Genomic DNA, 22953 nt, shown 5'->3' on the forward strand with positions numbered 1-22953 from the left:
TTGGATGTTTATGCAATGCCATGATAGAGTTTTCTCTGCAAGAGGTATTGATATTTAGCATTTGAGAAATAAATGGCTTTGCTTGACCTATGTGGAAGAAATTTATAATCTTTTATAGAAAATTTGTTTGGGACATTTATGAACAAAATATCAGATAATCACGATAATTCTGCTTTGCAGTTAGTGAATAAAAAAATTAACGAGAATGAGGTTCGTGGTCGCTACACGGCTTATATACCTGCTTACGCTCAAGTACCATTACCAAACAATATGAAAAAACAAATCTTTTTTTGGCTTGGTGCGTTGTCTTTTTTTATTTTCTTTATGTTTGTTTTTGGATCAATTTTGCTTCCTTTTGTGGCAGGAATTGTATTAGCTTATTTTCTTAATCCTGTTGTTCAACTGCTTGAAAAAATTGGTATTCATCGTGTTTTTGGTACTATCCTGATTACTTTGTTTATTATTATTATTTTTGTTGCTGCTTTAATAATTTTGATTCCTATTATCAGCGGGCAAATACAGCAATTTATGAAGGATGGTTTGCCGATTTATATTAATCGCATGCAGACTTTTTTTGTTGAGTATAATTTTGATTGGGTAAGGCGTTATTTTGGTAGCGATCCGCATAAATTACAAAATAATATTAAAGGAATTTTGGGACAAGGATCTGATTTTATTACTTCTCTTTTGAATTCGCTTTTGCAATCAGGAAAATCTATAATGGATATTGTCAGTCTATTTGTAGTGGCACCTGTAGTGGCATTTTATATGTTATTGGATTGGCCACGTATGGTTGCTGCGGTTGATTCGTGGATACCACGAGATCATCTTGAGACTGTTCGCAGTATTTTTCATGAAATGGATAGAGCTGTTGCTGGATTTGTTCGTGGACAAGGGACTGTTTGTTTAATATTGGGAGGGTATTACGCTATCGGTTTAACTTCCTCAGGACTCAATTTTGGTCTTTTGATTGGTCTATTTATTGGTATTATTAGCTTTATTCCTTATATTGGCTCAATGAGTGGCTTTATATTATCTGTTGGTGTTGCGTGGGTTCAATTTTATCCAAATAATTGGAGTTGTATCATTATTGTTATGGTTATCTTTTTTATTGGTCAATTTATTGAAGGTTATATTCTTCAGCCCAAACTTGTGGGTTCGTCAGTGGGACTTCATCCGGTGTGGTTGATGTTTGCGCTTTTTGCTTTTTCTTCGTTATTTGGTTTTACTGGTATGCTTGTTGCTGTACCTGCTGCTGCTGCAGTTGGTGTATTAGTGCGTTTTGCTCTTCATACTTATTTGAGTTCTCAGATGTATTTGAGAAGTGAAGATTTGGAGCAGTTAAATGAAGAAAAGTGAAACGCAATTGCCATTAAATTTTTCTGACACATCTGATACAGTTTTTCAATTTGATGATTTGGTGGTAACGGAGAGTAACCGTACGGCTTTTCAACTTATTGACTATTGGCCAAATTGGGTCTTACCTATTGCAGTTTTGGTTGGAAAAAAAGGATCAGGAAAAACACACTTTTCTAATGTATGGGCACAAAAAGCTGATGCTTTAAATATTCATCGAGAGAAAATTGATCAGGCGATTGCTGTGGCTTCTTCAGGAAGACCATTTTTAATTGAAGATATCGATACAGGTAAAATTAGTGAGACAGGACTTTTTCACTTAATCAATAGCGTTAGGCAAGCAAATCTTAATATGCGTCAAGCTACTTTATTGATAACTGCGCGTACAGTGCCTTCTATGTGGAATCTATCGTTAAATGATTTAAAAAGTCGCCTTAATTCAGTTATGTTGGTTGAGATTAATCAACCTGACGATGCATTGTTAACAGCTATCGCTTTTAAATTTTTTTCGGATAGGCAGATTATAGTTCATCCAGATACTGTTTCCTATCTTGTAAGCCGTTGTGAGCGCTCCTTATTTTCTTTAAAACGCGTTATTGATTCTGTTGATCAATTAGCATTGCAAAGAAAAAGAAAAATAACGCGCACTGTCATTGGTGAAGTGCTCAACATGCAAATTCAGTAAATAAATGTGGTAAAATTATTTAATAAAAAGTGCTATTATTCTGTTATTATCTCCAATATATAGAGAAAAGTATAGTTGTTTAATTTTTTGTTTTTACTATGTTTTTTTAAATTAGCGCATTTTTATTTATATCATTATGTATATTAAAAATATAAATTTCATTGTGTATTTTGTAAAATGGTACGGAAAAATGAAGAAGTCGAGCAGAGATTTTTGACCAATGTTTTTAGTATAAGCACTAAATTCTGTGTTAATAGAGGGATTACATTGGAATTTCCACTGTTTTTTAAGATTTTGTAATATTCAGATCATTTTTGCTTTTCAAATTATATTCACTAAATATTGTTTGATTCAATTACAACGATTTTTAAATAATATGACAATGTATATTTTTATGAAAAGATTATTTGTTATTTTGTATAATTTAGTTTTTTGTGGATATCATCTTTATCTTTGTTACTTAATGGAAAAATTTTAGAATAAAGCTCTCCTTTTTAAAGATAATGAAACAAAATTTTAAAAAGATGTGTTTTTCTCTTGCACTTCTGTTACGAAAATTTTAGGAAATATACATAAAACAATTGCAAATAGCGGAGCGTAGCGCAGCTTGGTAGCGCACCTGATTTGGGATCAGGGGGTCGTAGGTTCAAATCCTATCGCTCCGACCATTTTTGTTATATATAGAAAATTTACCCAATTGGGTGCGGTATGGCAAGAGCCATTATTCAAGTGTTGTGTAGTCCAAAGGAAGAGAACCATGATTGCACGTATTTATAGTCCTGCAAAAACTGCCATGCAGTCAGGAAGAGGAAATACTGGTTTTTGGTTTTTGCAATATGAGCCAACACGGGCAAAAATGCTTGAGCCTCTTATGAGGTATACAGCAACGTCTGATATAAATAATCAGATAAGGATTCGATTTAACAGTAAGGAGGAAGCAATCGCTTTTGCACATAAAAATGCTATCCCTTATCGTGTAGAAAAAATGCATAAACCAGTTCGGCGTACTGTTTCTTATTCTGATAACTTTCGCAGTGATAGACTGCAACCTTGGACACATTAATGATGATGCTATTTTAAATTGAAAAGATGATCAATTTTTGGTCCCGTAGCTCAGCTGGATAGAGCAACGGCCTTCTAAGCCGTGGGTCACAGGTTCGAATCCTGTCGGGATCACCATATTTAAATAAAATCAATAAGTTATGTAAAAGTTTGGGAATCTTATTCCAGTGATTCTTTTAACTTATCTTTCTGCTTATCTTAAATATTTTTGTAATTTTTTGCTTTTTTATTGCGAGTAGCTTTCTAACAAGCATTCCTTGGTATGGAGTGAAGCCATATTGTCTGCAGTACAGACAGAAATGTTTTCACTTGTGAAACTGTTACAGCTGCATTGACAGACGCGTTGCTACTAATTTTCTCAATTTATGTTCTGATTTTTTTATTCCAGTTACATTACACGTTTCACGAAACAGATTGCTAAAGCTTTATTTAATCGGACTCATTTCAATTATTTCTGTGAATACAGAAGATTGGAAGAAAAACATCCGTGTGAATTGGCTTTTTTTGTTTTTAATAGATAATATTACCCGTTATGGTCTTTCCAGCTGGTTAAAAATTGCATTGCTACTATGATGAAAGACTGTACAAAAGGACACTAATTAGACACGCTCATGTATACCACATGTCCATTTATTACAATATTTATCTACATCTTCTTCTAACTATTATGTAAAATATTTCGAGTTAAAAGATTTTGGTCTTTACTATTCAAGGCAGGATCTTGTTTATAAAAGCATTATCAACTGTTCAATTGAAAAGGTTCTTTAAAGTCGTAAAAGGATGTTTTGCTGTGGTGTAAAGGTGTGTCATGCTTTTTTATGCTTATAGCGTTATATTGCTTTTCTATGCGTTTATAAGCGCTATCACCAATATACTTAGAAACATTGCTTAGGATTCTATATTTAATTTTTATCGATTCTGATTGATTGTGCCATTGCATGTTTTGTCAATATTGATGTGTAGTGATCAATCAGAGATTCTTTCTGTAAGTTTGATGTACCTCATGTTTTTTGAGGATCCGTTTTATGCTTATTTTATGATAAGTACGCAATTATCAATAAATTCTTGTATTCTATAGATTCCTTTAATTTGAAATCGTGAAATGTGTAACATATCATATGAATTTTATCATGGTGAATACATTCATGAACAAGGTGAGGGGGATGGTATTTGGGCATGGTTAAAACTTTGCAGTTAATAGAGTGGCAAGCCTTATTGGAACTGTATTCTTTTTGCTCGTTTTTAAGTGGTGAAAAATCGTCAATATTTATAAGTATTTTTCATGGTGTTTGGTGTTATGATTTTATCGATATGAATTAACAACTTTCCAATAAGTTTGATTTTTATTAATTTACATTCTTGTTTTTTAGCTTCTATTTAGGCGCGAGCAATGTTTGGCTGGGTTTATGGCGTCGTGAACTATATTAAGTCTCCTAATTTAGGTGAAATTTACCTGTGTATATCACATATTTAATGAAAAGTTATTATGCGAGAAGGTGGGAGTGCTTGGGGGAGGAAAGCACCCCCATAGTGTTAAGCGATTTTTATCGAGATTTGTTCCATGTTTTGCTCTATTTTTGTTGATGTGTTTAATCTGCTTTTCATCACGATTTATGCGGTACATTTTGAGACACAAGTGGGCTGATTGACTATCAAAGTACGGATCCGTAGCTCACAAAATCACATCATTTGTGTTTTGCGAGCCATTTGGAATTGCATTTGCGTGCTATATTCAAGCTTGGTGTTCTTGTGAAGCGCTAGGTACTGCACGTTATAGGAAAAAATAGTTAAATTTTGCAGATAAAAAGTGGAAATATATATGAACCTTGATGAAGATGTGAAAGATTTTTTGTGTAAAGATCGTATTGAATTACAAGATTCAGTTCTATTGATAATTGGAATAAGCCCAATAAAACGCAGAAGCAGAAAAACTGAGAGTGAAATGTATGAATATACCTCTTTGGGTTATCCAATTGTAGACGGGTGCTCTCTTGTCGTCATTGAAGATTTGCTAAAATGGTTTTCATCGCAATATGAGAAAGAATGATTTTTGTTACGTGATGTAACACCATCTGAAATTTTATTGTCCAGCATTGATGTTCATGAAACAGAAAGATACGAATTTATGGATTTCAATCATCTTCGATACGCTCCGAAGTTTACAGCAGTTGTTGCGGCATGGGAAGCTATCACGAAGACTACACCAAAGAAAATTGTCAAACAAACACTTGAAAAGTATCTGATTGTAAATGCTGCTCAATATAAATTAGTGGATGAGAAGGATAATCTAAAAACAGGGCTTATTGGTCAGTTGGCAAGCGTGGCTAATTGAAATCCTACTGCAGGTGTTCTGCCAACACAGGCTAATTCTCCTTCCTCAAAAGAAGCTAATAAATAATAAAGTTCAATTTTAATTTGTTTTCTAGAAGAGATTTAAGATAATCTCTCCTATGTTTTAACTCATTGTTTATTTTTATATTTTCTGTCTTTATTCTAATAAAAAAAGAAAAGTTAGGATAATTTCTTCTAGGTTTTTATCTAATCTCAAATCTCCTCTAAATTGTCCTTTTTGTTTGCAATCAGCATCCTTTTTTGTTTCATAAAACAGTTTTTCAAGATTTTTTGTTCTTAATTTTAAATGAGAAAACATTAATCTAGGGGAGATTCAAGCTAATTTTCTTAGATTTTAATTTATTGTTTTTGAATAATAAAGTATTTTGGATCCGATCAGAATGTTTTTTTAAAGCATATTAAAAGCACTAAAAGACCCAAACCTACCTCCCAGTTTTCATAATTTTTCCCTCTATTTTTTCATCATCTTTAGTGGATATCTCAAAGCGCACGTTTTGGTTTTTAAAATTTGATTTCCTAATAAGAAGGATAAAATAAATATGACAAATATTCATGATCCACTTTTAGACTGTCGTAAGAGTGCAAAAATCTTGCAAATAAGTGTGCCCACATTCTGGTGGCGTTGTTACAGGTGGAACAGTTTTTTAAGTGAACATGATGGACAGCATTATGTCGTTTGTGAAGAGATAGAAACTGTCCTTGCGCTGGTTTCTGGTCATGCTCCATGAGCCTGTTAATCTTCTGGCTTCTCTTTCGACAAGTAGGATGAAAGCACTCAATTTATCAAAAATAAAGCTTGCCTTACGGTAGCGATGGATGGAGATGAAGCAGCTATTACAGCAGGCTTTACTCTCGCAGCACGTGCCTATCAAAATGGTTTGATTTTTTTCATGATGCAAGCCTCACAAGGCAAAGATTTTAATGATGTCTTGTTTTTTCAGTGGAAAGCATTATGACCAAAACAATAGTAATATATATATTTAGAAGTCATTCCTTATGAAACAGCTCTTAAAAATATAGAGGAACAAGCCTCAATTCATTAAAACGAGCTTATTGTCCCGTAGAGCCATTCATGCCTGATATGCTTCCGGATGCATTATGTGACTATGTTTATAACATTGTCGACCGTCGATAATCATCAGCAGATTTTGTAGCTGTTTCTGCTCTCTGTGGTTTAGCATCCATTATCGGTAATGGTGTACGTGTCGTTCCAAAACAGCATGATGACTGGATGATCGTTCCCAATCTTTGGGGAGTGATTATCGGGCGACCATCGACAATGAAATCATCCGCAATCAAATCTGCTCTTGCTCCTCTTTATGCTTTTCAAGATGAAGTGCATAAAAATTGGAAACAGTAAAAAAAACAGGCTGAGATTGATGCAGTACTGAACACTTTGCACATGAAAGAAAGGACAAAAATGCTACAAAAATTCTTAAAAGTAGTGATTGTGAAAACGCACGGGTCATTTTAACTGAAGGGCTAAAAAATAAAGATGATGTTTCAATGAGGCACTTTATCGAGAATGGTACTACTGTGGAAAAACTTGGTGAATTTCTGAATGAGAATCCATGTGGACTGTTACTCTTTCGTGATGAAATTTACGGTTTATTATCAAAAATGGAGCGCAAGGATTTTCAATTTACTGAAATAAGAAAAATTCAATTTCAACAAGGGAAATAACTGCAATGAGAATGGAGCTATTTTTCCCCCTTAAGGTGAAACACAGCTGCTGAATATGGTAGAAATCATCTTATATTAATCAAAACTGTTATTATGATAATAATAAAAGCGCGACGAAAAGCTCGCATTGATAGCTTTTAAGTATTATTTTTGCAAATAAATCATAGACTTATTACTGATAATGAATGATAAGTTCAATTAATTAAAAATTAATGTTAGAACTTGAAAGAAAATTAGCTGTGAGTCCACACGATTTGTCATCAGTAGGCAAAACCGCTGTGCTTAAGCAGAAAGATCAATGACTCCACGAAACAAATATTATTGTTTAGTTGCTTCGATGTTCAAAAAAATTATAAAAATTCTTGAAATTATAACTTCAAAAATCCTCATAACCTCTTTTAGGGTGGTTTTGAATGTGTTGAGAGTTCGTATTTTAGCTAAAATAAATATTTTTTAATGATTATCTATAGGGTAACATAGATTTGCAAATTTGATATGTTATTTATGGGATTATTATTAAGTTGTGAACTTTTTTCTTTTACGTCAGTAATCGTTTTTTAGAGAGCATAGTCGTAGATTTCCAATAGCTTGTTTAGAGTTCCGCTGAGCGCTTTCAATCAAGCAATAAGAGGTGGATTAAAAAAACAAAAATTACTAATTTATTGATTATTTACATTATTAAAAATAAAATGGTTCCCCCAGAGAGGGTGATACTTTTTAATAAAATCAATGTGTTAGTTTAATGTGAAGGAATCTTGCGGTTATTGATTCTATTAAGTTTTTTGGGGTTCTATCCCTCACTTTTTTGAAGCTTTTTTATCGCTTCGAGAGCGAGTCTTTTGCGGTTCGCACTCTTAGTGTAAAGAGATGCCATACTATCTTCTGTCCAGCCAAAAAGTGCTTTCATTTGCGAAACTGTAGCACCTGCATTCGCTGCATGTGTTGCCGCTAATTTTCTTAACCCATGGGCTGATTTTTTTATGCCAGCTGCATTACACGCTTCACGAAATAGGTTGCCAAAACTTTCTTTAACAAGTTTATTTCCGCTTTTTCCGCAAATAAATGTTTCATCTCCGATAGGACTAGTTGCAAGTGTTGAGGCTAGTTTAGGCAAAATCGGGAGAAAAACATCTGTTTTAAATTGGCTCTTTTCTGTTTTTAAGTGAATGACATTATCTGTAACATCTTTCCAGCCGATCCGAACTGCATCAACCACGTCGCAAGCCAGTATACAAAAGCACATTAATCCAGACGCGTTCATGCGTACCGATAGACCAGCGTTGATAATATTTGTCGATGTCTTCTTCTAACCACGGCGTGAAGCCATCTTTGTTTTTTAAAGGTGGTCTCTTTACTCCTAAGGTTGGGTTATTTTCCAAAAGTCCTTGATCGATTGCCCATTTAAAAAGACCATTGAGCGATTTCAGAAAATTTTGAGCAGTTGTTGGTGTTTCTTTACGTCGTTCAACTCCCGCTGCAATATGTGCTTTTTTGATTTCTCTGTATGGAAGGTTTCCTATGGAATCGCACACTTTCATTAAAATGAGTTCTCTTTGTCTTTTTGTAGCTTTAGCGAGGCTATACCAATTGACGCTATTAAAATACTGTTTAAGAAGCCATGCAAAGGAGCCTTCAATCAGTTTTCCTGATTTAGGTTTAGGAGGGATGATGCCTTGCAATTCAGCAAGTGCGCTTTTATAGCTGTCAACAAATTCTTGCGTTCCATAGATGCCGTGTACTCTACGCCGCGATCCATGACCGATGCGTACATACCATACAATTTTGCCATGTTGGGTAATTTGTTTAACAAGATGAGGAGGGTGTGGTTTTGGCATGGGTGCTTCACATCTTAGAGAGTAAAGATTCGTAATATTCGTTCTTTTGCAAGTCTAATAATTTGTCTGGATGGGATGTTGTTTTAGGAATTCCGATTCCAGCTTTGAGATAGATTAACAATTCACCCGTTGGTTTGATTTCCACAACCTCTGCTCCTTGTTTTTTGGCTTCTCTTAAAGCGCGGGCAATTGCTGGTTGGGTTATAGTCGGTGGACGATGAGCCATATCTGATCTCCTAATTTTAGGTGCAATTCATTTGTGGCGTGAATCACGCATTGAATAAAAAGTTGTTATGAGAGAGGGCGGGGGTGCTATAAGAAGGGGAAAAAGCACCCCCATAGTGTTAAGCAGCCTTAGTCAATATCTGCTCCATGTCTTGCTCTATCTCTGTTAAAAAGGTCTCGACCGCTTTATTAATATGTTCAATCTGTTCTTCATCACGGTGTATGCGTCGTATTTTGAGACGTAAATGTGATGATTGGTCGGTAAAGCGTGGATCGTAGCTCACAAAATCACACCATTCGCGCCTTGTACAAGCCATTTGGAATTGCATTTGTGCGACATATTCAGGCTTGATCTGGTTATCGATAAAAAAGCGTATATGGGTTGTTGATTTGGGGCATTTGACTTCGATTAATCCCTGCTCTCCAATAAGACCATCAGGACTTGCACCAGCCATTGCAATTGTGGGGTGGGGCACAAAGCCGCATCTTGTTATATTGGTATCATAAATGAAGCTATATTCTTCAATTGCATCCTCTTCATGCTCAATACCCCACCGCATGTCTTCGGTTTCATAATGTGGGCTTATTTTTCCTGTTAGGCGCTCTGTAAGGAGTGTGATTTTGTATTCATCATATTTGCTTGTCGGCAGTCCTTTGGCTGTTCTATTAATGACACTGTAAACATTTGAGGCACTGACTTTTCCCAACCGTGCTTGAAACCATTCTGCTGTTCTTTGTTCCATCTCACACCGCCATTGCCTGTTCTTGCGGGATTGGCTCATATTCAGCGTCTTGTATGGTAGTGTCTTGTCGTGCTTGAGCCATTTGTGATTGTTGTTTTCTTTTTAAACCATCCAAAACAGTTTGTGCTTTCTCATAAGAGATATCACTAAGCTTTTCGACTTTGGCAAAAGAAAGCACTTTTGCTTCCTGTGTTTGTGTTTGATCCATTAATTTTTGGATTTGTATAAGCACTTCATTTGAAATAAGCTGGCTTTGTGTATTGTGGTTTGTGCCGTTAATGCGTGCGGCTTCGTCTTCTTCATAAATACCTGATAACCCAAAAGCATAACGTGCGCATTGTATGGTAGCTTTATGGCGCAACATGCGTGCAGGGTACTTTATCCAAACATCTGTGTTTTGCTTGCATTCTGATAAATATTCGGTGACTTCGATAGGGTCTTTAATGTTTTTCAGACGTATTGCACATTTGATGGCAATCAAATTGCCATTGTTGTCGAGCTGATCTTGAAAAGTCATGCCATCAAAATCTGGGTTTGATTTGATGATTTTAATCCACCCATCAATAGAGACAACAGGTATAAGACCTCCACCTTTTTTAGGGAGTGCATAGATTTCTTTTGTGAGAGGATTAAGTCCATAAGTATTGGCAACACAAATAAAAGCAGCAAACTCTTCATGAGAAAAAGGGTATTTTGTGCTGGTACAAGTTTTGATAATTGTTTCTCGAAACTCGTCATGGGAGAAACCATATTTTTGTGCCATGACTGTTAATGGAGAATTGGTCATATTGAATCCCTCATTTATGCGCAATCCACCCGTGGCGTGAATCACGCATTTGTTTAAAATTGTTTTGAGTTGTTAAAGTTTTATCTTTTGAGGCTGTGTGACCTTATCAGTAAATTTGTACTGCCTCATGATCTAAAATCTTTATCTTAAGACGGTTTCATTCCCAGAAATTTTTGCACTACCGTCAACTTCGGCAGTTCCGCAAATAATAGCACCACCAAAAATACGTGCGTTACCACAAATATTTGCTTCACCACAAACTTTAGCTTTTTCAGAAACATGAGCTCCTTGGTAGACTGTGGCATAACCATAAACTTTAGCTTTATCAAAAACACGAGCATCATCTGAAATTTGTGCATTACCTTCAACTTTGGCATTGTCAAAAATTTCTACATTTTTTGAAATTTCTGCATCACCACCGATACTTGCATCATGGTATATTTTTGCTTGATCATTAATGATAGCGTTGTCACGTATTTTAGCATTACCAAACACTTTAGCATTACCATCAACCCAGCAGCCTCCATCATGCGATAAGTTTCCTTCATGCTCTACCCAGCCCCCTAAATCACCTGCTTTTACATCTCCAAAGTCCCTAACAGCTTTAATTCGATAAAGCTTTAATCCGTTAATTTCGATTTTTTCATCGGTCATTTCGTATTTATTTTCCATAATTTTTTCCTTTATTAATGTATGCTTTGTCTTTGTAATTCTTGAGAAAGAATGCTGATGCCTTTGGTGGTTATCTTTGTTGAAGGCAGAACCTTTTCTGTTCCATCAGGTTTTTGAATGGTGATGATTGGACAATCCATCAGACCTTTCTTGATCTTGTCCTGATATGGTAACAATGGAGATCCTGGAGCACGTCGGTAAATCCAACTTTTTTCCTGTAAAAAGTGAAGGAAAAATTTTGGCTGTACTTCCAATATTTTTGCCGCTTCAGTCAATCCAAACAGACCGTCGTGTCGTTGTAAGTTTTCTAGAGCCATTGCTTTTGGTTTCAGCACATTGACTTCGCTTTTTAAATCTTCCAATTGTGTAATACTTTCCAGAAGTAGTTTCTTAATTGCGAGAGGGTCTTCGAGAGCATTTGTAAGGTTTAAAGATTGTTTTGCACGTCGTTCGCATTCAATGAAATATTGTCGTGCTTGCTTGCCTTTTTCATTACGCTCTACCATGGCAAGCTCCTTCGCCATGTCGAGTGTGAGGTAGTAGTCTTTTAATTTTCCACCCCGGTAAAATTTTACCGTGGTCGTAAAATCTTGTTTCTCAATAAAAGAATATTGTTCAATACGGTTGTTAATCCAATTTCTAAATTCAGATTTTACTTCCAAAAACGCATGCAATTCACGCGCGTTTACTGTTTGAATAATTTCACCGTCAACAGTGTTTTTTGTGATGGTTATAAGATGATGCATTATAAATTCCATATTCATTGAGCTGAATAGCAAGAAGCTTTTCATTGCAGGTTTCATATTTATGGGATTGGAAAGAGCGTTCTCTAAAACGTCTCTAGGTTTCTTTACAGAACGTCAGAAAGGCGTAGGCGGTGTTGCACCTCGTAAGTGCCGTACATCGCATCTTCATATTCTTGCTTTGCTATTTCGTCATAAAAAGCATCAAAAGCATCGCTCTCTTCTATAAAAGGGTGTCCAGTGCTGTTGGATTGAAGAATATCATTTTCCTTGATGTATGCTTCTGCAATCTCTTCGCTAATGTCTTCACAGTATTTCATTGAATTATCTATACAAAGTATTTTTATAACACCTTCTGTGCCTTCAAGAACCTTCAAAATTTCGAATTCATCGTAGAATGGTCCTGATTTAGCAACGTGGTCATCATCATTGTAGACGATCAATAAAATTTCATCTGAGTTTACAAAAATTGGCTTTTTCATAATTGCTCCCCTCTAAACGCCTCTTGGCAATTGCTTGTCTGTGGTTTATAATCGATTATTATAACTATAATTATAAAATATCAAGTAAAAAATTATAAAAAATTATACTTTTAAAATTATCACAATACTTCATTGAGTGAAAAAACAGGGGAGTGTACTTTTAATTTTAGAAATGGTTAAAGGTAATTACGAATCATTTTACCGTAAGTGCCTTCTGGAAGGATAGCAAATATTTCTCCAATCCATGTAATTTTAACGTTCTTAATAGGTAGCGCATTCCATGAAAGAAGATCTATTTCTCCATTCATTCCTCTACTAATTTTCTTTATATATCTCTTGTTGTCGTGTGTTAAAACAACTGCTTCTTTACCAAAAAAAGATTCTATCGTTTTGATTTGGCGCCGTCTAACAATAATCATGTCTCCATTTTTGTAAGCGGGGAGCATAGATTCTCCTCTAACTTCAAAAGCAATCATATCATCAGGGAAAGTGAAGGGGATTTCTACTTGTGTAAGACCTTCTTCAGGGATTTGTTCAAAACTTGGATCTATTTGTGTTCCTGCTCCTATATAACCCATGAGAGGCACGAAAGTTGTGAAGTGATTTTCTCCTGTTAGTTCTCTGTATAGTTTTAAAATGGCATCCCGATTAGAGCCTCGAGGGTCTGAATCTTTCAACCACTTTGAGACTGAAGCTTGTGTTACATTCAGTCGTTTAGCCACATCTTCTTGCGTTAAGTTAAATTCATTCAGAATCTTTTTTAAAGTGTTTATGATATTGGATTTATTGCTCATAGTTCTGCTTACCTTATTTTTTTATTGTTGATAAAGATTAATTTCTTGACTTTATATAACTATAATTATAGTAATTATCAAAGGTGAAGTTATGATCGGAGCCTTTAATGAATCAACGAGAAGATTTTAAGAATTTTATTAAATCAGTGCGGATCAAATTTAATTGGACACAATCAGAAATGGCAAAAATGCTTGGTGTGACTCAAGCGGCTGTCTGTAAGTGGGAAAAAAGAGGGTCTATCTCTCTAATAAATTATTTAAAGTTACAACGGGAACTACAACAAAAATTGCCTCAGTTAAAATTTGTCAACGGTTCCCCTGTGCATATGAAGACATGCCAACAGCACAGCATGTTAAAACAGCACAATTCACACTCTTGAATAAACGGCACTAGAAAGAGCAAAGATGGCAAATAATCAGCACCAGATCACTATAAGCAAAGATCAGCTGATCGATCTTGTTAATAAGATTGAACAGAGTGATATGTGTTATGATGCCTGTCCGCTTGATGAACCACCTTCTCAAGTAAGATTATATTTTCCATCAACAAGTTTTATTCTCTATACGCTGCACAGTATCTTTGAGAATGATGATAGAAGTTATTTTACATTATATCCGTACGATGATTTTAACCAATGGTTTTCATCTGTGTTTACGCAAGCTTTTACTGCTTGGTTTGACAATTATTTTTCTAGAGATTTGTTATCTTTTGATCGCTTAAGTGAGCTGGTCTTTTTTATGACCATAGTCAAAAATGAGCTTAATAGCTTAAGGGATCAGCTCATCGAACAGAAAAAAGAAGAAATCAAATTAATAAATCGTGCATGCAGCATGGATATAAACACGCAATAACCTTAAGGGGGAAAAACATGAAAAGAACACCAGGTTATACTTTCAGCTGTTCAGAAGGTTTAATACATGCAATAGGTTTTCCAGAGGGTTGTACAATCGTTTTTGGTAATTCTGATTGGAATTTTTCGTTTGATGAAAATAACCATTTAGTAGCAAAAAATGATTTAGGATCAATGTTGTACTTAGAGATACACGGTAACACACAAACTTTCAAAGAGAAGTTTCGGGGATTATTTGGGAAACACAATAAGTGGTCTGCATATTAAATAAAGCACCTCGTAATTGATATGCTTTTAATTGATCTGTTACATCTTCCATTTCATTCCATGCTGATTGGATTTGTTCAGCTTCTTCTGTAGGAGAACGCAAAAATGCTCTTTCTAGATAAATATTAGCACTAAAAATTTTTGTAAAATTATATGTCGGAGAAAATTGAAAAGTGAGTTTAATAGAAGCCCAGCATGTGCGATCAATATCTGCCCAAAATTGTGTTCCCATAATGGCAAAACATTTTGTATGGGCTGGAATATTTATGTCTTTCAAAGATACTTCTAAAGCTGGCATTGCAGGTGGGGTTATAAGATGAATTCTATCTTTTATATTATGGTGATAAGGAAAAGTAGGTGCATTAAACTGGCCAACAGAAAGAAATACTTTAGGAGAAGAATTAGTATGTGCCCGATTGATAGCAATATCTTCTTCTAAACAGTAAACAGCAGAAACAGAATGTAATTTAATATCAAAGGGGGTTACGTTATGAAAATTAAGCCACGCAATATCATCAGCAAAATTTTCATAACAAGATGTAACATATAAAGGTTGCAGTGGAATGCTATTTATTTGATTGTTTGCGTTTCGAATTGCATCATTATCAGGCATTTTTCCCCCTCATTTCGAAAACAACAGCCATTGAACGGCATTATAAAAATATTCTTGTAATGGAACTTCAGATGATTAACACGATTCTTTGCCTTGATCTAGGCACCAAGACAGGCTGGGCGATTTGTGGTGCAGATGACCACATAATCAGTGGAACAGCCAATTTCCAACCACGTCGTTTTGAGGGTGGGGGAATGCGTTATTTGCGTTTTAAGCAATGGCTCACAGAAATGAAGATGACCGCAGGTCAAATTGGTGAGGTGTATTTTGAAGAGGTGCGCTGTCATGTGGGTACCGATGCTGCTCATGTTTATGGTGGTTTGTTAGCAACCTTAACAGCATGGTGTGAGCATCACACAATTCCTTATGAAGGCATTCCAGTCTGTACAATTAAAAAAGCGACGACAGGGAAGGGGAATGCCTCAAAGGAAGAAATGATAAAGGCGGTGCGTTCTAAAGGACATGCGCCACAAGATGATAATGAAGCAGATGCTTTAGCAATTTTACATTTAATTTAAAGGGAGGGAAATCGGGCATGTCAACTAAGTTGCCTTGGACGAAGCTTAACGCGGGTGAATGGATGAATGAGGTTTCTTGTTTATCTCCAACAGAGAAATGTATTTATGTGATGTTGCGGTTTCAAATGCTTTACGCTGGCGAACCTCTTTTGAATGATGCAAAGGCATTAGCTCTTTATGTTGGTTATCCAGCTAAAACGTTTATCAAAGCGTTAGACCTTTTATTGCTTAAGAAAAAAATTATCAGCTTAGCAGATGGTCGTTTATGGAATTTAGATGTTGAAGCAGAATTAAGTGATAGTAGAGAAAAATCAGAATCTGCATCTAAAGCAGCTAGGACTAGATGGCAAAAAGCTAAAAACAAAAATGATGATGATTGTTTAAAAGAGAATGACCTCGTATATGATCCGCATATACAGATGCAATGCGAACGCGATGCAGACGTAATGCACGTGCATATGCAAACTGAATGCGACGCATATAATCTGCATAATGTTCGCATTGTGAACGATGCTGAGCATGAGGTTGAGCAAAAAGAAAAGAAAAGATCCCCCCCCACCCCCCTAAAAGAAAATAAAAATAAAAAAACTAACACTATCGTGTTAGCAAAAAAAGAAAAAGAAATGGGTTCTGATAATTCAGAAACTGAGGATCAGGTTCACGAGCAAACAGAGATTGATGTTCTGGAGAATTTTTCAGATCCAGTCAAAACATCATCAGAAAACCATTTTCCTATTCACCAGAAAAATAACGAGGGTACCCCTGATTACAAATTAGTAACAATAGACTACATATTTATAAAGATAGCATCATATTTGAAACAAAATATGTATAATAACCAAAATTTTGTAGACAAAACTTAAATCATTTGTAGATATTCTTCATCATTTAAATAAATATAAAAACAGGGGGTAAAAGGTGCCCCGTAGGGTGCCCCGCAGAAGGGGTATTTAAGGGGGGGCTTTCAGAGTTTTTTTAAAATGTCAACAAAATTTACTGTGCTTTCTATTGAAGCTCTTAAACCTAAAAAAGAGGTCTATGATATTTCTGATATGGAACAAGGGCTTTATATTCGAGTAAGACCTTCCGGAGTAAAATCCTTTGTCGTGAGATTTAAGTTTTCTGGCAAAATGCAACGTCTTACTTTAGGGCGTGTTGGGGATATAAATTTGTCCGAAGCGCGAGAGATGGCGCGTGATGCAATGCGTAAGGTGCGTGCAGGTACAAATCCAGCAGCAGAAAAACAAAAAGTAAAAGCTGCACGTTTAGCTGAAGAGCAGGAAAACATTGAAGCTTTTTCAGTTGGTAAAGCTTTAGAAACATATATCAATTTACATGTTTCAAATCTTAAATCCGCTAAAGAGATAGAGCGCACATTTAGGGTTGATGTTTTTCCAAAATGGAAAAATCGAGATATTCGTACCATTGCTAAAAGTGATGTATTATCATTGATATTAGGCATAAAAATCGTGGCTCAAAGATACTGGCCAATCGCGTTCTTGCTCATTTACGTGCGTTTTTTAATTGGGCTATCTCTATGGATTATGCTGGTTTAACGGTGTCACCTTGTCAAAATTTAAGAATGCTTTCCTCTGAAGTTAAACGAGATCGCGTACTGAATGATGATGAATTACGTCGCGTTCTTAAAGCTATACAAAAAATGGGGACACCATGGAATGAATGCTTTTTGTTGCTTATTTTAACAGGAGCAAGACTTAATGAAGTAGCAGAAGCTGTCTGGACAGAGATAACATTGAATGAAGAAGTTAATGAATGGCTTTTACCATCAGCTCGCTCAAAAAATAGTCGTGCACATTTGTTACCTTTATCGCCTATGGCTGTACAAACGCTAAAACGTATTAATCCACTTCATAAGTGTCCGTATGTTTTTAGTGTTACGGGAAAAACGTCTATTGTAGGATTCTCTAAAGCCAAAAAACGATTGGATCAAATTATTAAAGAAGATAGTCAAGATAAAGTGGGCTTAGAGCCTTGGAGATTCCATGATTTACGTCGTACTGTGGCTACAGGTATGGCTCGCTTAGGTGTGCATCCTCATGTAGTTGAAGCTGTTTTAAATCACGTTTCAGGGGCAATGGCAGGCGTAGCCGGTATATATAATCGCCATGGATATTACAATGAAAAGAAAGAAGCTTTACAAATCTGGGCGCAGCACATTGATGAATTATCGCAATCATATTAGCCGTCTAAATTTATCCTGAATTATTTATCCACAAACTTTATAGTGTTAATATATATAGATACTGTAATCTTTTTTTGAATATTTTTGTTATTAATATGTAATCATGATTATGATGTATGTTGACATATTATATCTTATATGACACTTATTTGTATACATAAACATAAAAAGGATTATAATATGATAACAAATACAGATAAAAATATTAAAGTTATGTTAACGGTGTCTCAAGTGCTAGAGCATTTTAATATTAGCCCTACAGCATTGTGGAATTGGACACACGACAAAGAATTAAACTTTCCTAAACCAATAAAAATAAGAGGAAGGCGATATTTTTTAGCAGAAGAAATAGAGCGTTTCCAAATGCGTTTGAGAGAACAACAAAATGGTTCTTTGAGTGAACAAGAAGAGTCTACGGCATAATTTTATTAAAAGTGTTATTAATATGTAATCATTTTTTCTTATATGATGCAAAAAATATATAAATAGCACGATAATACATTTATCTGACGAGCCAGAAATTTCAAAAAACACTAAAATACAAGGAGTTCAATCATGAACGCTCTCATACCAATATCAGAACAAATCATCGATCAGGAAACTGTTCAGACGGTAAATGCACGTGAATTGCATGCGTTTTTGGAAGTAGGAAAAGATTTTTCAAATTGGATTAAAGATCGTATCAATAGATACAATTTTATTGAAAATCAAGACTATATAGTTTTCACCAATTTTGGCGAAAACCTTCAAGGCGGTCGTCCTTCTAAGGATTATGCTCTTACCTTAGACATGGCGAAAGAGCTTGCCATGGTAGAGCGTAATGATAAAGGCAAGCAAGCACGGCAGTACTTTATCGAGTGCGAGCGACGTGCGAAGCAAATATCCGCACCACAGATTGATTATTCAAGTCCTGAGGCAATGCTTGGCTTTTTAAAACACCTAAATGGTCAAATTGAGCAGAGAGATAATGTTATTGCTGAACTCAAGCCAAAAGCAGAAGCGCTTGAAGGTTTAACACGCTCTGATGGTTTGTTTGGTCTTACAGAAGCAGCAAAGATATTAGAAGTACGACCAAAGGATTTAATCGATTACTTGCGTGCCCATGATTGGGTTTATCGACGTGCTCCGGGGTCTCCATTGTTGCCTTATCAGGATAAAATAAAGAGAGGTCTGATGGATTGTCCAACCATCACAGTTCAAAGACCCGATGGCACGGAAAAAGTCTTGCCTTCAACAAAAATCACCACAAGAGGGCTGGCGTGTTTGAGAGAAGAAATCCATGGGGGTGTGCAATGAATACTGATATCGACTCTTTGTGTGATTCATGGATAACATTATTTCACCTTTGTAATGATGATCGTTTTGGAGATAACGATTGTAATGCTATGGTTAAGACCATGAGTGTAATAGAGAATGCTCTCGTTTTAAAACTTCAAGATGAAGTTCCCAATGTTATTAGAACTTTGGCGATCCTTACAAATTTTGGAGATTCAGGATTTCCTCGAATTATGAATTCTTTTCTAAAGGCTTATGATCCTAGTTTGGAAAGTCCTGTTATAAAAGTGGTAGTATAAAAATCGCTATCATTTAAAATTTAAATCAACAGCTGTACAAAATGATCTTTTCAACTAAAAAGAACACTCACTTCAGTTTTGAATTGAGTGTTTTTTCTTGATTGAATTTTTTAATTTACTTTATATCATATATTTAACACAATTCGGTCAATTAATTTTACTGCAAAATCATTTTTTTGACAAGATTATAAAATTTATCCAGTTTTTATTTAAAATAAAATTTTCATAAAAGTTTTTTTTACAAAAAGAAGCGACCACCTCTTTTTTAAGGAAGTAGCCGCTTTTTTCTGATTATCAGTTTTGGATAGGAATTCTCCAAGCTTTAAAACCATAATCCCTCGCATACAGTATCTTGCCTGTATGAGGACACTTTCGCCAAACACGAAAGATGTATTTTGATGCCTTTGTCATAGGCATCATCTCCTTCTTTGAGGTGGAGTTAGTCTAGACAAAAATCCTTTATGGTGATACAATACTCGCTGGTTCGTACAAGATTGCGTTACCTTGAGGGAATTTTTGTCAAGCTTACGCTAGCAAACCTCATACCTAGCGCAAACTTTTAGTGGGTTTGAGTTTTGGCTCAAACCCATTTACTTTTTTATATCTAGTTTCAGCGGCTTTTCGTGAAACTCCACAATTTTTCATTATTTCATCTATTGTTGGCTGCTGTAATATGAATTCGCGCGACATTAAAAGTGCAGCAGCGAAATGGTTAGCTTGTTTTTCTGCACTACAATAAGTGGCTATTTTACGAGAATTGGCTATACGCTGGAAAGGTAAATTTGTATGTAACATGAAATGACCAAGCTCGTGAGCTATCGTGAAATTTGAGCGCCCATCGTTGTAGCAAGCTTTTTCATAGACGTCTCTCCTTATGGCAATGTATTTTCCTTGCGGGTGTGTAAGTCCTTCTGTGCTTTCCATTTCTTTTTTTTCACGTATCCAAAAATAAAAACTTAAGTCTGGCATCATTTTAGGTAAGCAAAACTCAACAAAATTTAATATAGGAAAAGGTTGGTCATGTGATAGTCTTAATTTTTTTCGAAGCTTATTAGCTATATTATCAATTTCTGCCCAGCGACGAGGCAGTACTTCATAATCTAAGCTTTTACTCATTTGATTTCTTCTCCATTTCCTCTATCTGCTGCCTAATTTTTATTATCTCTTCCTCTGAAAGATTATCAATCACTCTAGCAAACATACCAATTGTTTCACGAGAGAAGAAACTTGAAGCTTCTATCTTAAAACTTTTACGACAAATATCGGCATCTTTCCTTAGGGAGTTTGCGGTTTCTTGATTTAAATTATACGCTTTAATTATTTTTTCTTCCATTTGAGACGGAATAGGTTTTTTACCAATCTCTACAGATGATAAGAACGCAGAGGATACTCCTATTTTTTTAGCCATATCAAAAAGACGCTCAGCACGATCAATGCGGAGTTTTCTCAAATTTTTTCCAAAAGAAGTTAACATTTTAAAGCCTTCTTGGATTTCGTGATTAAATAATGATTGTTTAGGAAATTATTCTATTTTTGTTTATTTGTCCAGAATATATTTTAAATTTGTCCAGAATATATTTTAAAAAGGTGAAAATTATATGCATCTTAGGATAAAATGAACAGAAAGCAATTTTATTCGTTGACAATATGGCAAGAATATGTCTATTGTCGAATCAGGTGCCTCAAAAACGCCTTGATAGTAAGCGGATTGGTTACGAAACAATCTCTCTCCGCACATTAAAAGCTTTGACTCATTATATGCGAGAAGCGTATAACGATTTTGTCGGGTGTAGTTACGCTATACAATACCCTTTATGGGGAAGGCGTGACGACGGACTTACTACCGTGTTTTTGAGCACCCGGCACTCCTCTGGAGTGTCAATCAAAAACGTTTAATTAGTAAGGGGTTCTCATGAATACTTTCACATCAATGTTAAGAGGCGCTGTTAGTAGTGTAACTTCAGATTATGATCTACTGAGACAGTAAAGTTCATTAATCACATCACAAAACATAATAATTGATAAAAATATCTTCTGTTTTCAAACAGTAAGAGACAGGATGAGCTGTACCTAAAATACTGACCCAGTTCAGCTTCTCTTTTTAGTAAGTTTTTTAAAATGATTTAATCAAGGGGAATCCATTATGGATACACATACAAATAATAGCGTGAGTTCAGCAGCAATAGAAACAATAGAGTGGAGATGGAAAGAGGCACTTCCAAACATGGATGTTAAAGAGTCTGTACGAGATGGTACTGCATTGGGACGTGCAATTGCTGAAGAATTTTTAGCTTTGATGCAATCTGGTGTTTTGCCAAGAAAAAATCATGCTTTACTCGTTATGCTTTCTACATGGGATACTATTTACAAATATAGTTTTGAAAAAACATCTCGTGTATTTTTAGAAGCACAACGTCATGGTTTTTTAGTACGTATATCAGAAATTCTTACGAAAGATGCACCATCTTATTGTTTTGATTCATTTAATCAATATGAAAACTAAGACGCGCAAGTAAAACTAAGCCATCAATTTATAATTGATTTTAATTGCACTACGACGTGTTTCAAATAGAGAGTGCCGTAGTGCTTTGCTAAAAGTTTAAAAAAGTGCCAAAGCTCTTGTTGGGGCATAAGCAATAATTTCTTGATCGGTGAGGAGTTCATTATTACCATGACTCAAATTATATTTTCCTGCAATTGTGCCTTCTGTCACTTTGCGCAACAGGATTTTTCCATTTGCCAACCAGAGAAGGTGAACATGGCCAACCATTGCATCGTGATTGATGGGTTGCCGTTCATCAAAGACTGCAACTGCACCGTTAAGAACCGACAAAGCACTGTTAGCTGTTTCATAACGCAATACAAAGGTGCCGCTAGCTGGTTTAATATCAACAGTGATCGTTTCATAAGAATAGTTCGTTGGATAAAAGACAACTTGCATGCGGTCGTCAATTGTTCCTCTTATTTGCAGCGGGGCAGTATCACTTTCATCAATGGCGAGTAAGAGGTCTTTTTGTTCGCCACCAACATTTTGGATAAGTTCTCGAAATGGAACATGGATGGTGGAGGCTAATTTTTGTAAAGATTGAAGCGAAAAGGGGCGGAGTCCACTTAAAAAATGATACATATAAGTACGATTTTTTACACCAATTCTACGACCAAGTTCGCTGATATTTTCAATGCCAGCGTCAATCATTTTATCTTCAATCCATTTACGATTAATGCTGTGTCGCACAATAGCTTTTGTCATAGAATCATCCTTTCAAGTTTATAAAAAATGTATTCATTTTTATAAATTTGTCAACATATTGTGCATTTTTTAATCACTATTTTAGTTATAGGATTATCACGATGTAATCATTTTTTGAAAAAATTAAGATAATAAATTAAAGGAAGGTAATTACAGAATGGCGAATAAAAATCGATATTCTTGGTGTTTTTTTGTGAAAATATTTATTAAAAAGTTATCAAATATGTTGTTTTGTTTGGTATATTGTTTAGTTATTGA

General features: G+C 35.3%; 30 protein-coding genes, 2 tRNA genes and 1 pseudogene. 21 read left to right on the forward strand and 12 right to left on the reverse strand.

The features are described 5' to 3' along the window. Positions 1 to 138 precede the first annotated feature (138 nt). From V4B18_RS04515 to V4B18_RS04560, 10 genes are all read left to right on the forward strand, one after another. On the forward strand, positions 139 to 1359 hold the full coding sequence (locus tag V4B18_RS04515; RefSeq protein ID WP_455475287.1) for an AI-2E family transporter: 1221 nt from the start codon (positions 139 to 141) through the stop codon (positions 1357 to 1359). After that, on the forward strand, positions 1346 to 2041 hold the full coding sequence (hdaA, locus tag V4B18_RS04520; RefSeq protein ID WP_455475288.1) for a DnaA regulatory inactivator HdaA: 696 nt from the start codon (positions 1346 to 1348) through the stop codon (positions 2039 to 2041). Before V4B18_RS04515 ends, hdaA begins: the two co-directional genes overlap by 14 nt. Before the next feature lie 591 nt (positions 2042 to 2632). Continuing rightward, positions 2633 to 2709 (forward strand) — tRNA-Pro (locus V4B18_RS04525). An 89-nt stretch (positions 2710 to 2798) separates the two neighbouring features. Beyond that, complete coding sequence (locus tag V4B18_RS04530) at positions 2799 to 3104, forward strand: ETC complex I subunit (RefSeq protein WP_455475289.1); 306 nt, start codon at positions 2799 to 2801, stop codon at positions 3102 to 3104. A gap of 39 nt (positions 3105 to 3143) precedes the next feature. Then, positions 3144 to 3220 (forward strand) — tRNA-Arg (locus tag V4B18_RS04535). Between the two features lie 1702 nt (positions 3221 to 4922). Beyond that, the gene (locus V4B18_RS04540) at positions 4923 to 5150 is read left to right on the forward strand and encodes a hypothetical protein (RefSeq protein ID WP_455475290.1); all 228 of its coding nucleotides are present in this window, start codon (positions 4923 to 4925) and stop codon (positions 5148 to 5150) included. 3 nt (positions 5151 to 5153) lie between these two features. Next, the gene (locus V4B18_RS04545; protein ID WP_455475291.1) at positions 5154 to 5435 is read left to right on the forward strand and encodes a hypothetical protein; all 282 of its coding nucleotides are present in this window, start codon (positions 5154 to 5156) and stop codon (positions 5433 to 5435) included. A 559-nt stretch (positions 5436 to 5994) separates the two neighbouring features. After that, complete coding sequence (locus tag V4B18_RS04550; protein WP_455475292.1) at positions 5995 to 6183, forward strand: hypothetical protein; 189 nt, start codon at positions 5995 to 5997, stop codon at positions 6181 to 6183. A gap of 84 nt (positions 6184 to 6267) precedes the next feature. Then, positions 6268 to 6411, forward strand: a complete 144-nt coding sequence (locus tag V4B18_RS04555; RefSeq protein WP_455475293.1) for a hypothetical protein — start codon at positions 6268 to 6270, stop codon at positions 6409 to 6411. 230 nt (positions 6412 to 6641) lie between these two features. After that, positions 6642 to 6815 (forward strand): DUF3987 domain-containing protein, encoded by a 174-nt coding sequence (locus V4B18_RS04560; protein ID WP_455476532.1) that lies wholly within the window; start codon positions 6642 to 6644, stop codon positions 6813 to 6815. A gap of 1113 nt (positions 6816 to 7928) precedes the next feature. Here V4B18_RS04560 and V4B18_RS04565 read toward each other — a convergent pair. The 8 genes and pseudogenes from V4B18_RS04565 to V4B18_RS04600 all read right to left on the reverse strand — a co-directional run bounded on the left by V4B18_RS04565 (position 7929) and on the right by V4B18_RS04600 (position 13419). After that, positions 7929 to 8973 (reverse strand): annotated as a pseudogene (locus V4B18_RS04565) (tyrosine-type recombinase/integrase). 7 nt (positions 8974 to 8980) lie between these two features. Beyond that, a complete protein-coding gene (locus V4B18_RS04570; protein WP_455475294.1) occupies positions 8981 to 9199 on the reverse strand; it encodes a hypothetical protein in 219 nt (72 codons plus the stop codon). Between the two features lie 118 nt (positions 9200 to 9317). Next, positions 9318 to 9941 (reverse strand): lambda exonuclease family protein, encoded by a 624-nt coding sequence (locus tag V4B18_RS04575; protein WP_455475295.1) that lies wholly within the window; start codon positions 9939 to 9941, stop codon positions 9318 to 9320. Between the two features lies 1 nt (position 9942). Beyond that, a complete protein-coding gene (locus V4B18_RS04580; protein WP_455475296.1) occupies positions 9943 to 10728 on the reverse strand; it encodes a RecT family recombinase in 786 nt (261 codons plus the stop codon). 141 nt (positions 10729 to 10869) lie between these two features. After that, on the reverse strand, positions 10870 to 11400 hold the full coding sequence (locus V4B18_RS04585; protein ID WP_455475297.1) for a hypothetical protein: 531 nt from the start codon (positions 11398 to 11400) through the stop codon (positions 10870 to 10872). 14 nt (positions 11401 to 11414) lie between these two features. Continuing rightward, on the reverse strand, positions 11415 to 12146 hold the full coding sequence (locus V4B18_RS04590) for an antA/AntB antirepressor family protein (protein WP_455475298.1): 732 nt from the start codon (positions 12144 to 12146) through the stop codon (positions 11415 to 11417). 104 nt (positions 12147 to 12250) lie between these two features. After that, the gene (locus V4B18_RS04595) at positions 12251 to 12625 is read right to left on the reverse strand and encodes a hypothetical protein (protein WP_455475299.1); all 375 of its coding nucleotides are present in this window, start codon (positions 12623 to 12625) and stop codon (positions 12251 to 12253) included. A 176-nt stretch (positions 12626 to 12801) separates the two neighbouring features. Further along, positions 12802 to 13419, reverse strand: coding sequence for a LexA family transcriptional regulator (locus V4B18_RS04600; RefSeq protein WP_455475300.1), 618 nt, complete (start codon positions 13417 to 13419; stop codon positions 12802 to 12804). Positions 13420 to 13607: 188 nt separating this feature from the next. On the opposite strand from V4B18_RS04600, the gene V4B18_RS04605 reads away from it, so the two are divergent. Next, on the forward strand, positions 13608 to 13799 hold the full coding sequence (locus V4B18_RS04605; RefSeq protein ID WP_455476533.1) for a hypothetical protein: 192 nt from the start codon (positions 13608 to 13610) through the stop codon (positions 13797 to 13799). A gap of 25 nt (positions 13800 to 13824) precedes the next feature. Further along, positions 13825 to 14271, forward strand: coding sequence for a hypothetical protein (locus V4B18_RS04610; RefSeq protein WP_455475301.1), 447 nt, complete (start codon positions 13825 to 13827; stop codon positions 14269 to 14271). Between the two features lie 210 nt (positions 14272 to 14481). Here the strand turns inward: V4B18_RS04610 and V4B18_RS04615 are convergent, their stop codons facing one another. Continuing rightward, the gene (locus V4B18_RS04615; RefSeq protein ID WP_455475302.1) at positions 14482 to 15150 is read right to left on the reverse strand and encodes a hypothetical protein; all 669 of its coding nucleotides are present in this window, start codon (positions 15148 to 15150) and stop codon (positions 14482 to 14484) included. Between the two features lie 71 nt (positions 15151 to 15221). Here V4B18_RS04615 and V4B18_RS04620 point away from each other — a divergent pair, with 71 nt between their 5' ends. The 7 genes from V4B18_RS04620 (at position 15222) to V4B18_RS04650 (ending at position 19445) form a co-directional block, all read left to right on the forward strand. Beyond that, positions 15222 to 15668: a crossover junction endodeoxyribonuclease RuvC gene (locus V4B18_RS04620; RefSeq protein WP_455475303.1), complete on the forward strand. Its 447-nt coding sequence runs from the start codon at positions 15222 to 15224 to the stop codon at positions 15666 to 15668. A 17-nt stretch (positions 15669 to 15685) separates the two neighbouring features. Next, positions 15686 to 16531: a DUF1376 domain-containing protein gene (locus V4B18_RS04625; RefSeq protein ID WP_455475304.1), complete on the forward strand. Its 846-nt coding sequence runs from the start codon at positions 15686 to 15688 to the stop codon at positions 16529 to 16531. Between the two features lie 117 nt (positions 16532 to 16648). Further along, positions 16649 to 17224 carry an Arm DNA-binding domain-containing protein gene (locus V4B18_RS04630; protein WP_455475305.1) on the forward strand — a complete coding sequence of 192 codons (576 nt, stop codon included), beginning with the start codon at positions 16649 to 16651 and terminating at the stop codon, positions 17222 to 17224. Continuing rightward, positions 17206 to 17871, forward strand: a complete 666-nt coding sequence (locus V4B18_RS04635; protein WP_455475306.1) for a tyrosine-type recombinase/integrase — start codon at positions 17206 to 17208, stop codon at positions 17869 to 17871. Before V4B18_RS04630 ends, V4B18_RS04635 begins: the two co-directional genes overlap by 19 nt. A gap of 180 nt (positions 17872 to 18051) precedes the next feature. Further along, the gene (locus tag V4B18_RS04640) at positions 18052 to 18294 is read left to right on the forward strand and encodes a helix-turn-helix transcriptional regulator (protein ID WP_455475307.1); all 243 of its coding nucleotides are present in this window, start codon (positions 18052 to 18054) and stop codon (positions 18292 to 18294) included. 132 nt (positions 18295 to 18426) lie between these two features. Continuing rightward, on the forward strand, positions 18427 to 19167 hold the full coding sequence (locus V4B18_RS04645; RefSeq protein ID WP_455475308.1) for an antA/AntB antirepressor family protein: 741 nt from the start codon (positions 18427 to 18429) through the stop codon (positions 19165 to 19167). Continuing rightward, positions 19164 to 19445, forward strand: a complete 282-nt coding sequence (locus tag V4B18_RS04650) for a hypothetical protein (RefSeq protein WP_455475309.1) — start codon at positions 19164 to 19166, stop codon at positions 19443 to 19445. Before V4B18_RS04645 ends, V4B18_RS04650 begins: the two co-directional genes overlap by 4 nt. A 546-nt stretch (positions 19446 to 19991) precedes the next feature. Here V4B18_RS04650 and V4B18_RS04655 read toward each other — a convergent pair. Together V4B18_RS04655 and V4B18_RS04660 are read right to left on the reverse strand one after the other, a co-directional pair. Further along, a complete protein-coding gene (locus V4B18_RS04655; RefSeq protein WP_455475310.1) occupies positions 19992 to 20561 on the reverse strand; it encodes an ImmA/IrrE family metallo-endopeptidase in 570 nt (189 codons plus the stop codon). After that, a complete protein-coding gene (locus V4B18_RS04660) occupies positions 20554 to 20919 on the reverse strand; it encodes a helix-turn-helix domain-containing protein (RefSeq protein WP_455475311.1) in 366 nt (121 codons plus the stop codon). The genes V4B18_RS04655 and V4B18_RS04660 overlap by 8 nt, the downstream gene beginning before the upstream one ends. Positions 20920 to 21110: 191 nt before the next feature. Between V4B18_RS04660 and V4B18_RS04665 the strand changes: the two genes are divergently transcribed. Then, on the forward strand, positions 21111 to 21341 hold the full coding sequence (locus V4B18_RS04665; RefSeq protein WP_455475312.1) for a hypothetical protein: 231 nt from the start codon (positions 21111 to 21113) through the stop codon (positions 21339 to 21341). A gap of 247 nt (positions 21342 to 21588) precedes the next feature. After that, the gene (locus V4B18_RS04670; protein ID WP_455475313.1) at positions 21589 to 21948 is read left to right on the forward strand and encodes a hypothetical protein; all 360 of its coding nucleotides are present in this window, start codon (positions 21589 to 21591) and stop codon (positions 21946 to 21948) included. Positions 21949 to 22044: 96 nt separating this feature from the next. Here V4B18_RS04670 and V4B18_RS04675 read toward each other — a convergent pair whose 3' ends face one another. Further along, positions 22045 to 22695, reverse strand: a complete 651-nt coding sequence (locus V4B18_RS04675; RefSeq protein ID WP_455475314.1) for a hypothetical protein — start codon at positions 22693 to 22695, stop codon at positions 22045 to 22047. Positions 22696 to 22953 lie beyond the last annotated feature (258 nt).

It is taken from the genome of Bartonella sp. B17 (assembly GCF_053795755.1).

Coding starts and splice junctions, on each gene's coding strand:
- V4B18_RS04590 (WP_455475298.1), bottom strand. CDS start 12,146: ATGCATCATCTTATAACCATCACAAAAAACACTGTTGACGGTGAAATT.
- V4B18_RS04615 (WP_455475302.1), bottom strand. CDS start 15,150: ATGCCTGATAATGATGCAATTCGAAACGCAAACAATCAAATAAATAGC.
- V4B18_RS04600 (WP_455475300.1), bottom strand. CDS start 13,419: ATGAGCAATAAATCCAATATCATAAACACTTTAAAAAAGATTCTGAAT.
- V4B18_RS04515 (WP_455475287.1), top strand. CDS start 139: ATGAACAAAATATCAGATAATCACGATAATTCTGCTTTGCAGTTAGTG.
- V4B18_RS04620 (WP_455475303.1), top strand. CDS start 15,222: ATGATTAACACGATTCTTTGCCTTGATCTAGGCACCAAGACAGGCTGG.
- V4B18_RS04630 (WP_455475305.1), top strand. CDS start 16,649: ATGTCAACAAAATTTACTGTGCTTTCTATTGAAGCTCTTAAACCTAAA.
- hdaA (WP_455475288.1), top strand. CDS start 1,346: ATGAAGAAAAGTGAAACGCAATTGCCATTAAATTTTTCTGACACATCT.
- V4B18_RS04595 (WP_455475299.1), bottom strand. CDS start 12,625: ATGAAAAAGCCAATTTTTGTAAACTCAGATGAAATTTTATTGATCGTC.
- V4B18_RS04610 (WP_455475301.1), top strand. CDS start 13,825: ATGGCAAATAATCAGCACCAGATCACTATAAGCAAAGATCAGCTGATC.
- V4B18_RS04645 (WP_455475308.1), top strand. CDS start 18,427: ATGAACGCTCTCATACCAATATCAGAACAAATCATCGATCAGGAAACT.
- V4B18_RS04575 (WP_455475295.1), bottom strand. CDS start 9,941: ATGGAACAAAGAACAGCAGAATGGTTTCAAGCACGGTTGGGAAAAGTC.
- V4B18_RS04675 (WP_455475314.1), bottom strand. CDS start 22,695: ATGACAAAAGCTATTGTGCGACACAGCATTAATCGTAAATGGATTGAA.
- V4B18_RS04530 (WP_455475289.1), top strand. CDS start 2,799: ATGATTGCACGTATTTATAGTCCTGCAAAAACTGCCATGCAGTCAGGA.
- V4B18_RS04585 (WP_455475297.1), bottom strand. CDS start 11,400: ATGGAAAATAAATACGAAATGACCGATGAAAAAATCGAAATTAACGGA.
- V4B18_RS04550 (WP_455475292.1), top strand. CDS start 5,995: ATGACAAATATTCATGATCCACTTTTAGACTGTCGTAAGAGTGCAAAA.
- V4B18_RS04555 (WP_455475293.1), top strand. CDS start 6,268: ATGGATGGAGATGAAGCAGCTATTACAGCAGGCTTTACTCTCGCAGCA.
- V4B18_RS04540 (WP_455475290.1), top strand. CDS start 4,923: ATGAACCTTGATGAAGATGTGAAAGATTTTTTGTGTAAAGATCGTATT.
- V4B18_RS04580 (WP_455475296.1), bottom strand. CDS start 10,728: ATGACCAATTCTCCATTAACAGTCATGGCACAAAAATATGGTTTCTCC.
- V4B18_RS04655 (WP_455475310.1), bottom strand. CDS start 20,561: ATGAGTAAAAGCTTAGATTATGAAGTACTGCCTCGTCGCTGGGCAGAA.
- V4B18_RS04660 (WP_455475311.1), bottom strand. CDS start 20,919: ATGTTAACTTCTTTTGGAAAAAATTTGAGAAAACTCCGCATTGATCGT.
- V4B18_RS04635 (WP_455475306.1), top strand. CDS start 17,206: ATGGATTATGCTGGTTTAACGGTGTCACCTTGTCAAAATTTAAGAATG.
- V4B18_RS04605 (WP_455476533.1), top strand. CDS start 13,608: ATGCTTGGTGTGACTCAAGCGGCTGTCTGTAAGTGGGAAAAAAGAGGG.
- V4B18_RS04640 (WP_455475307.1), top strand. CDS start 18,052: ATGATAACAAATACAGATAAAAATATTAAAGTTATGTTAACGGTGTCT.
- V4B18_RS04650 (WP_455475309.1), top strand. CDS start 19,164: ATGAATACTGATATCGACTCTTTGTGTGATTCATGGATAACATTATTT.
- V4B18_RS04670 (WP_455475313.1), top strand. CDS start 21,589: ATGGATACACATACAAATAATAGCGTGAGTTCAGCAGCAATAGAAACA.
- V4B18_RS04625 (WP_455475304.1), top strand. CDS start 15,686: ATGTCAACTAAGTTGCCTTGGACGAAGCTTAACGCGGGTGAATGGATG.
- V4B18_RS04570 (WP_455475294.1), bottom strand. CDS start 9,199: ATGGCTCATCGTCCACCGACTATAACCCAACCAGCAATTGCCCGCGCT.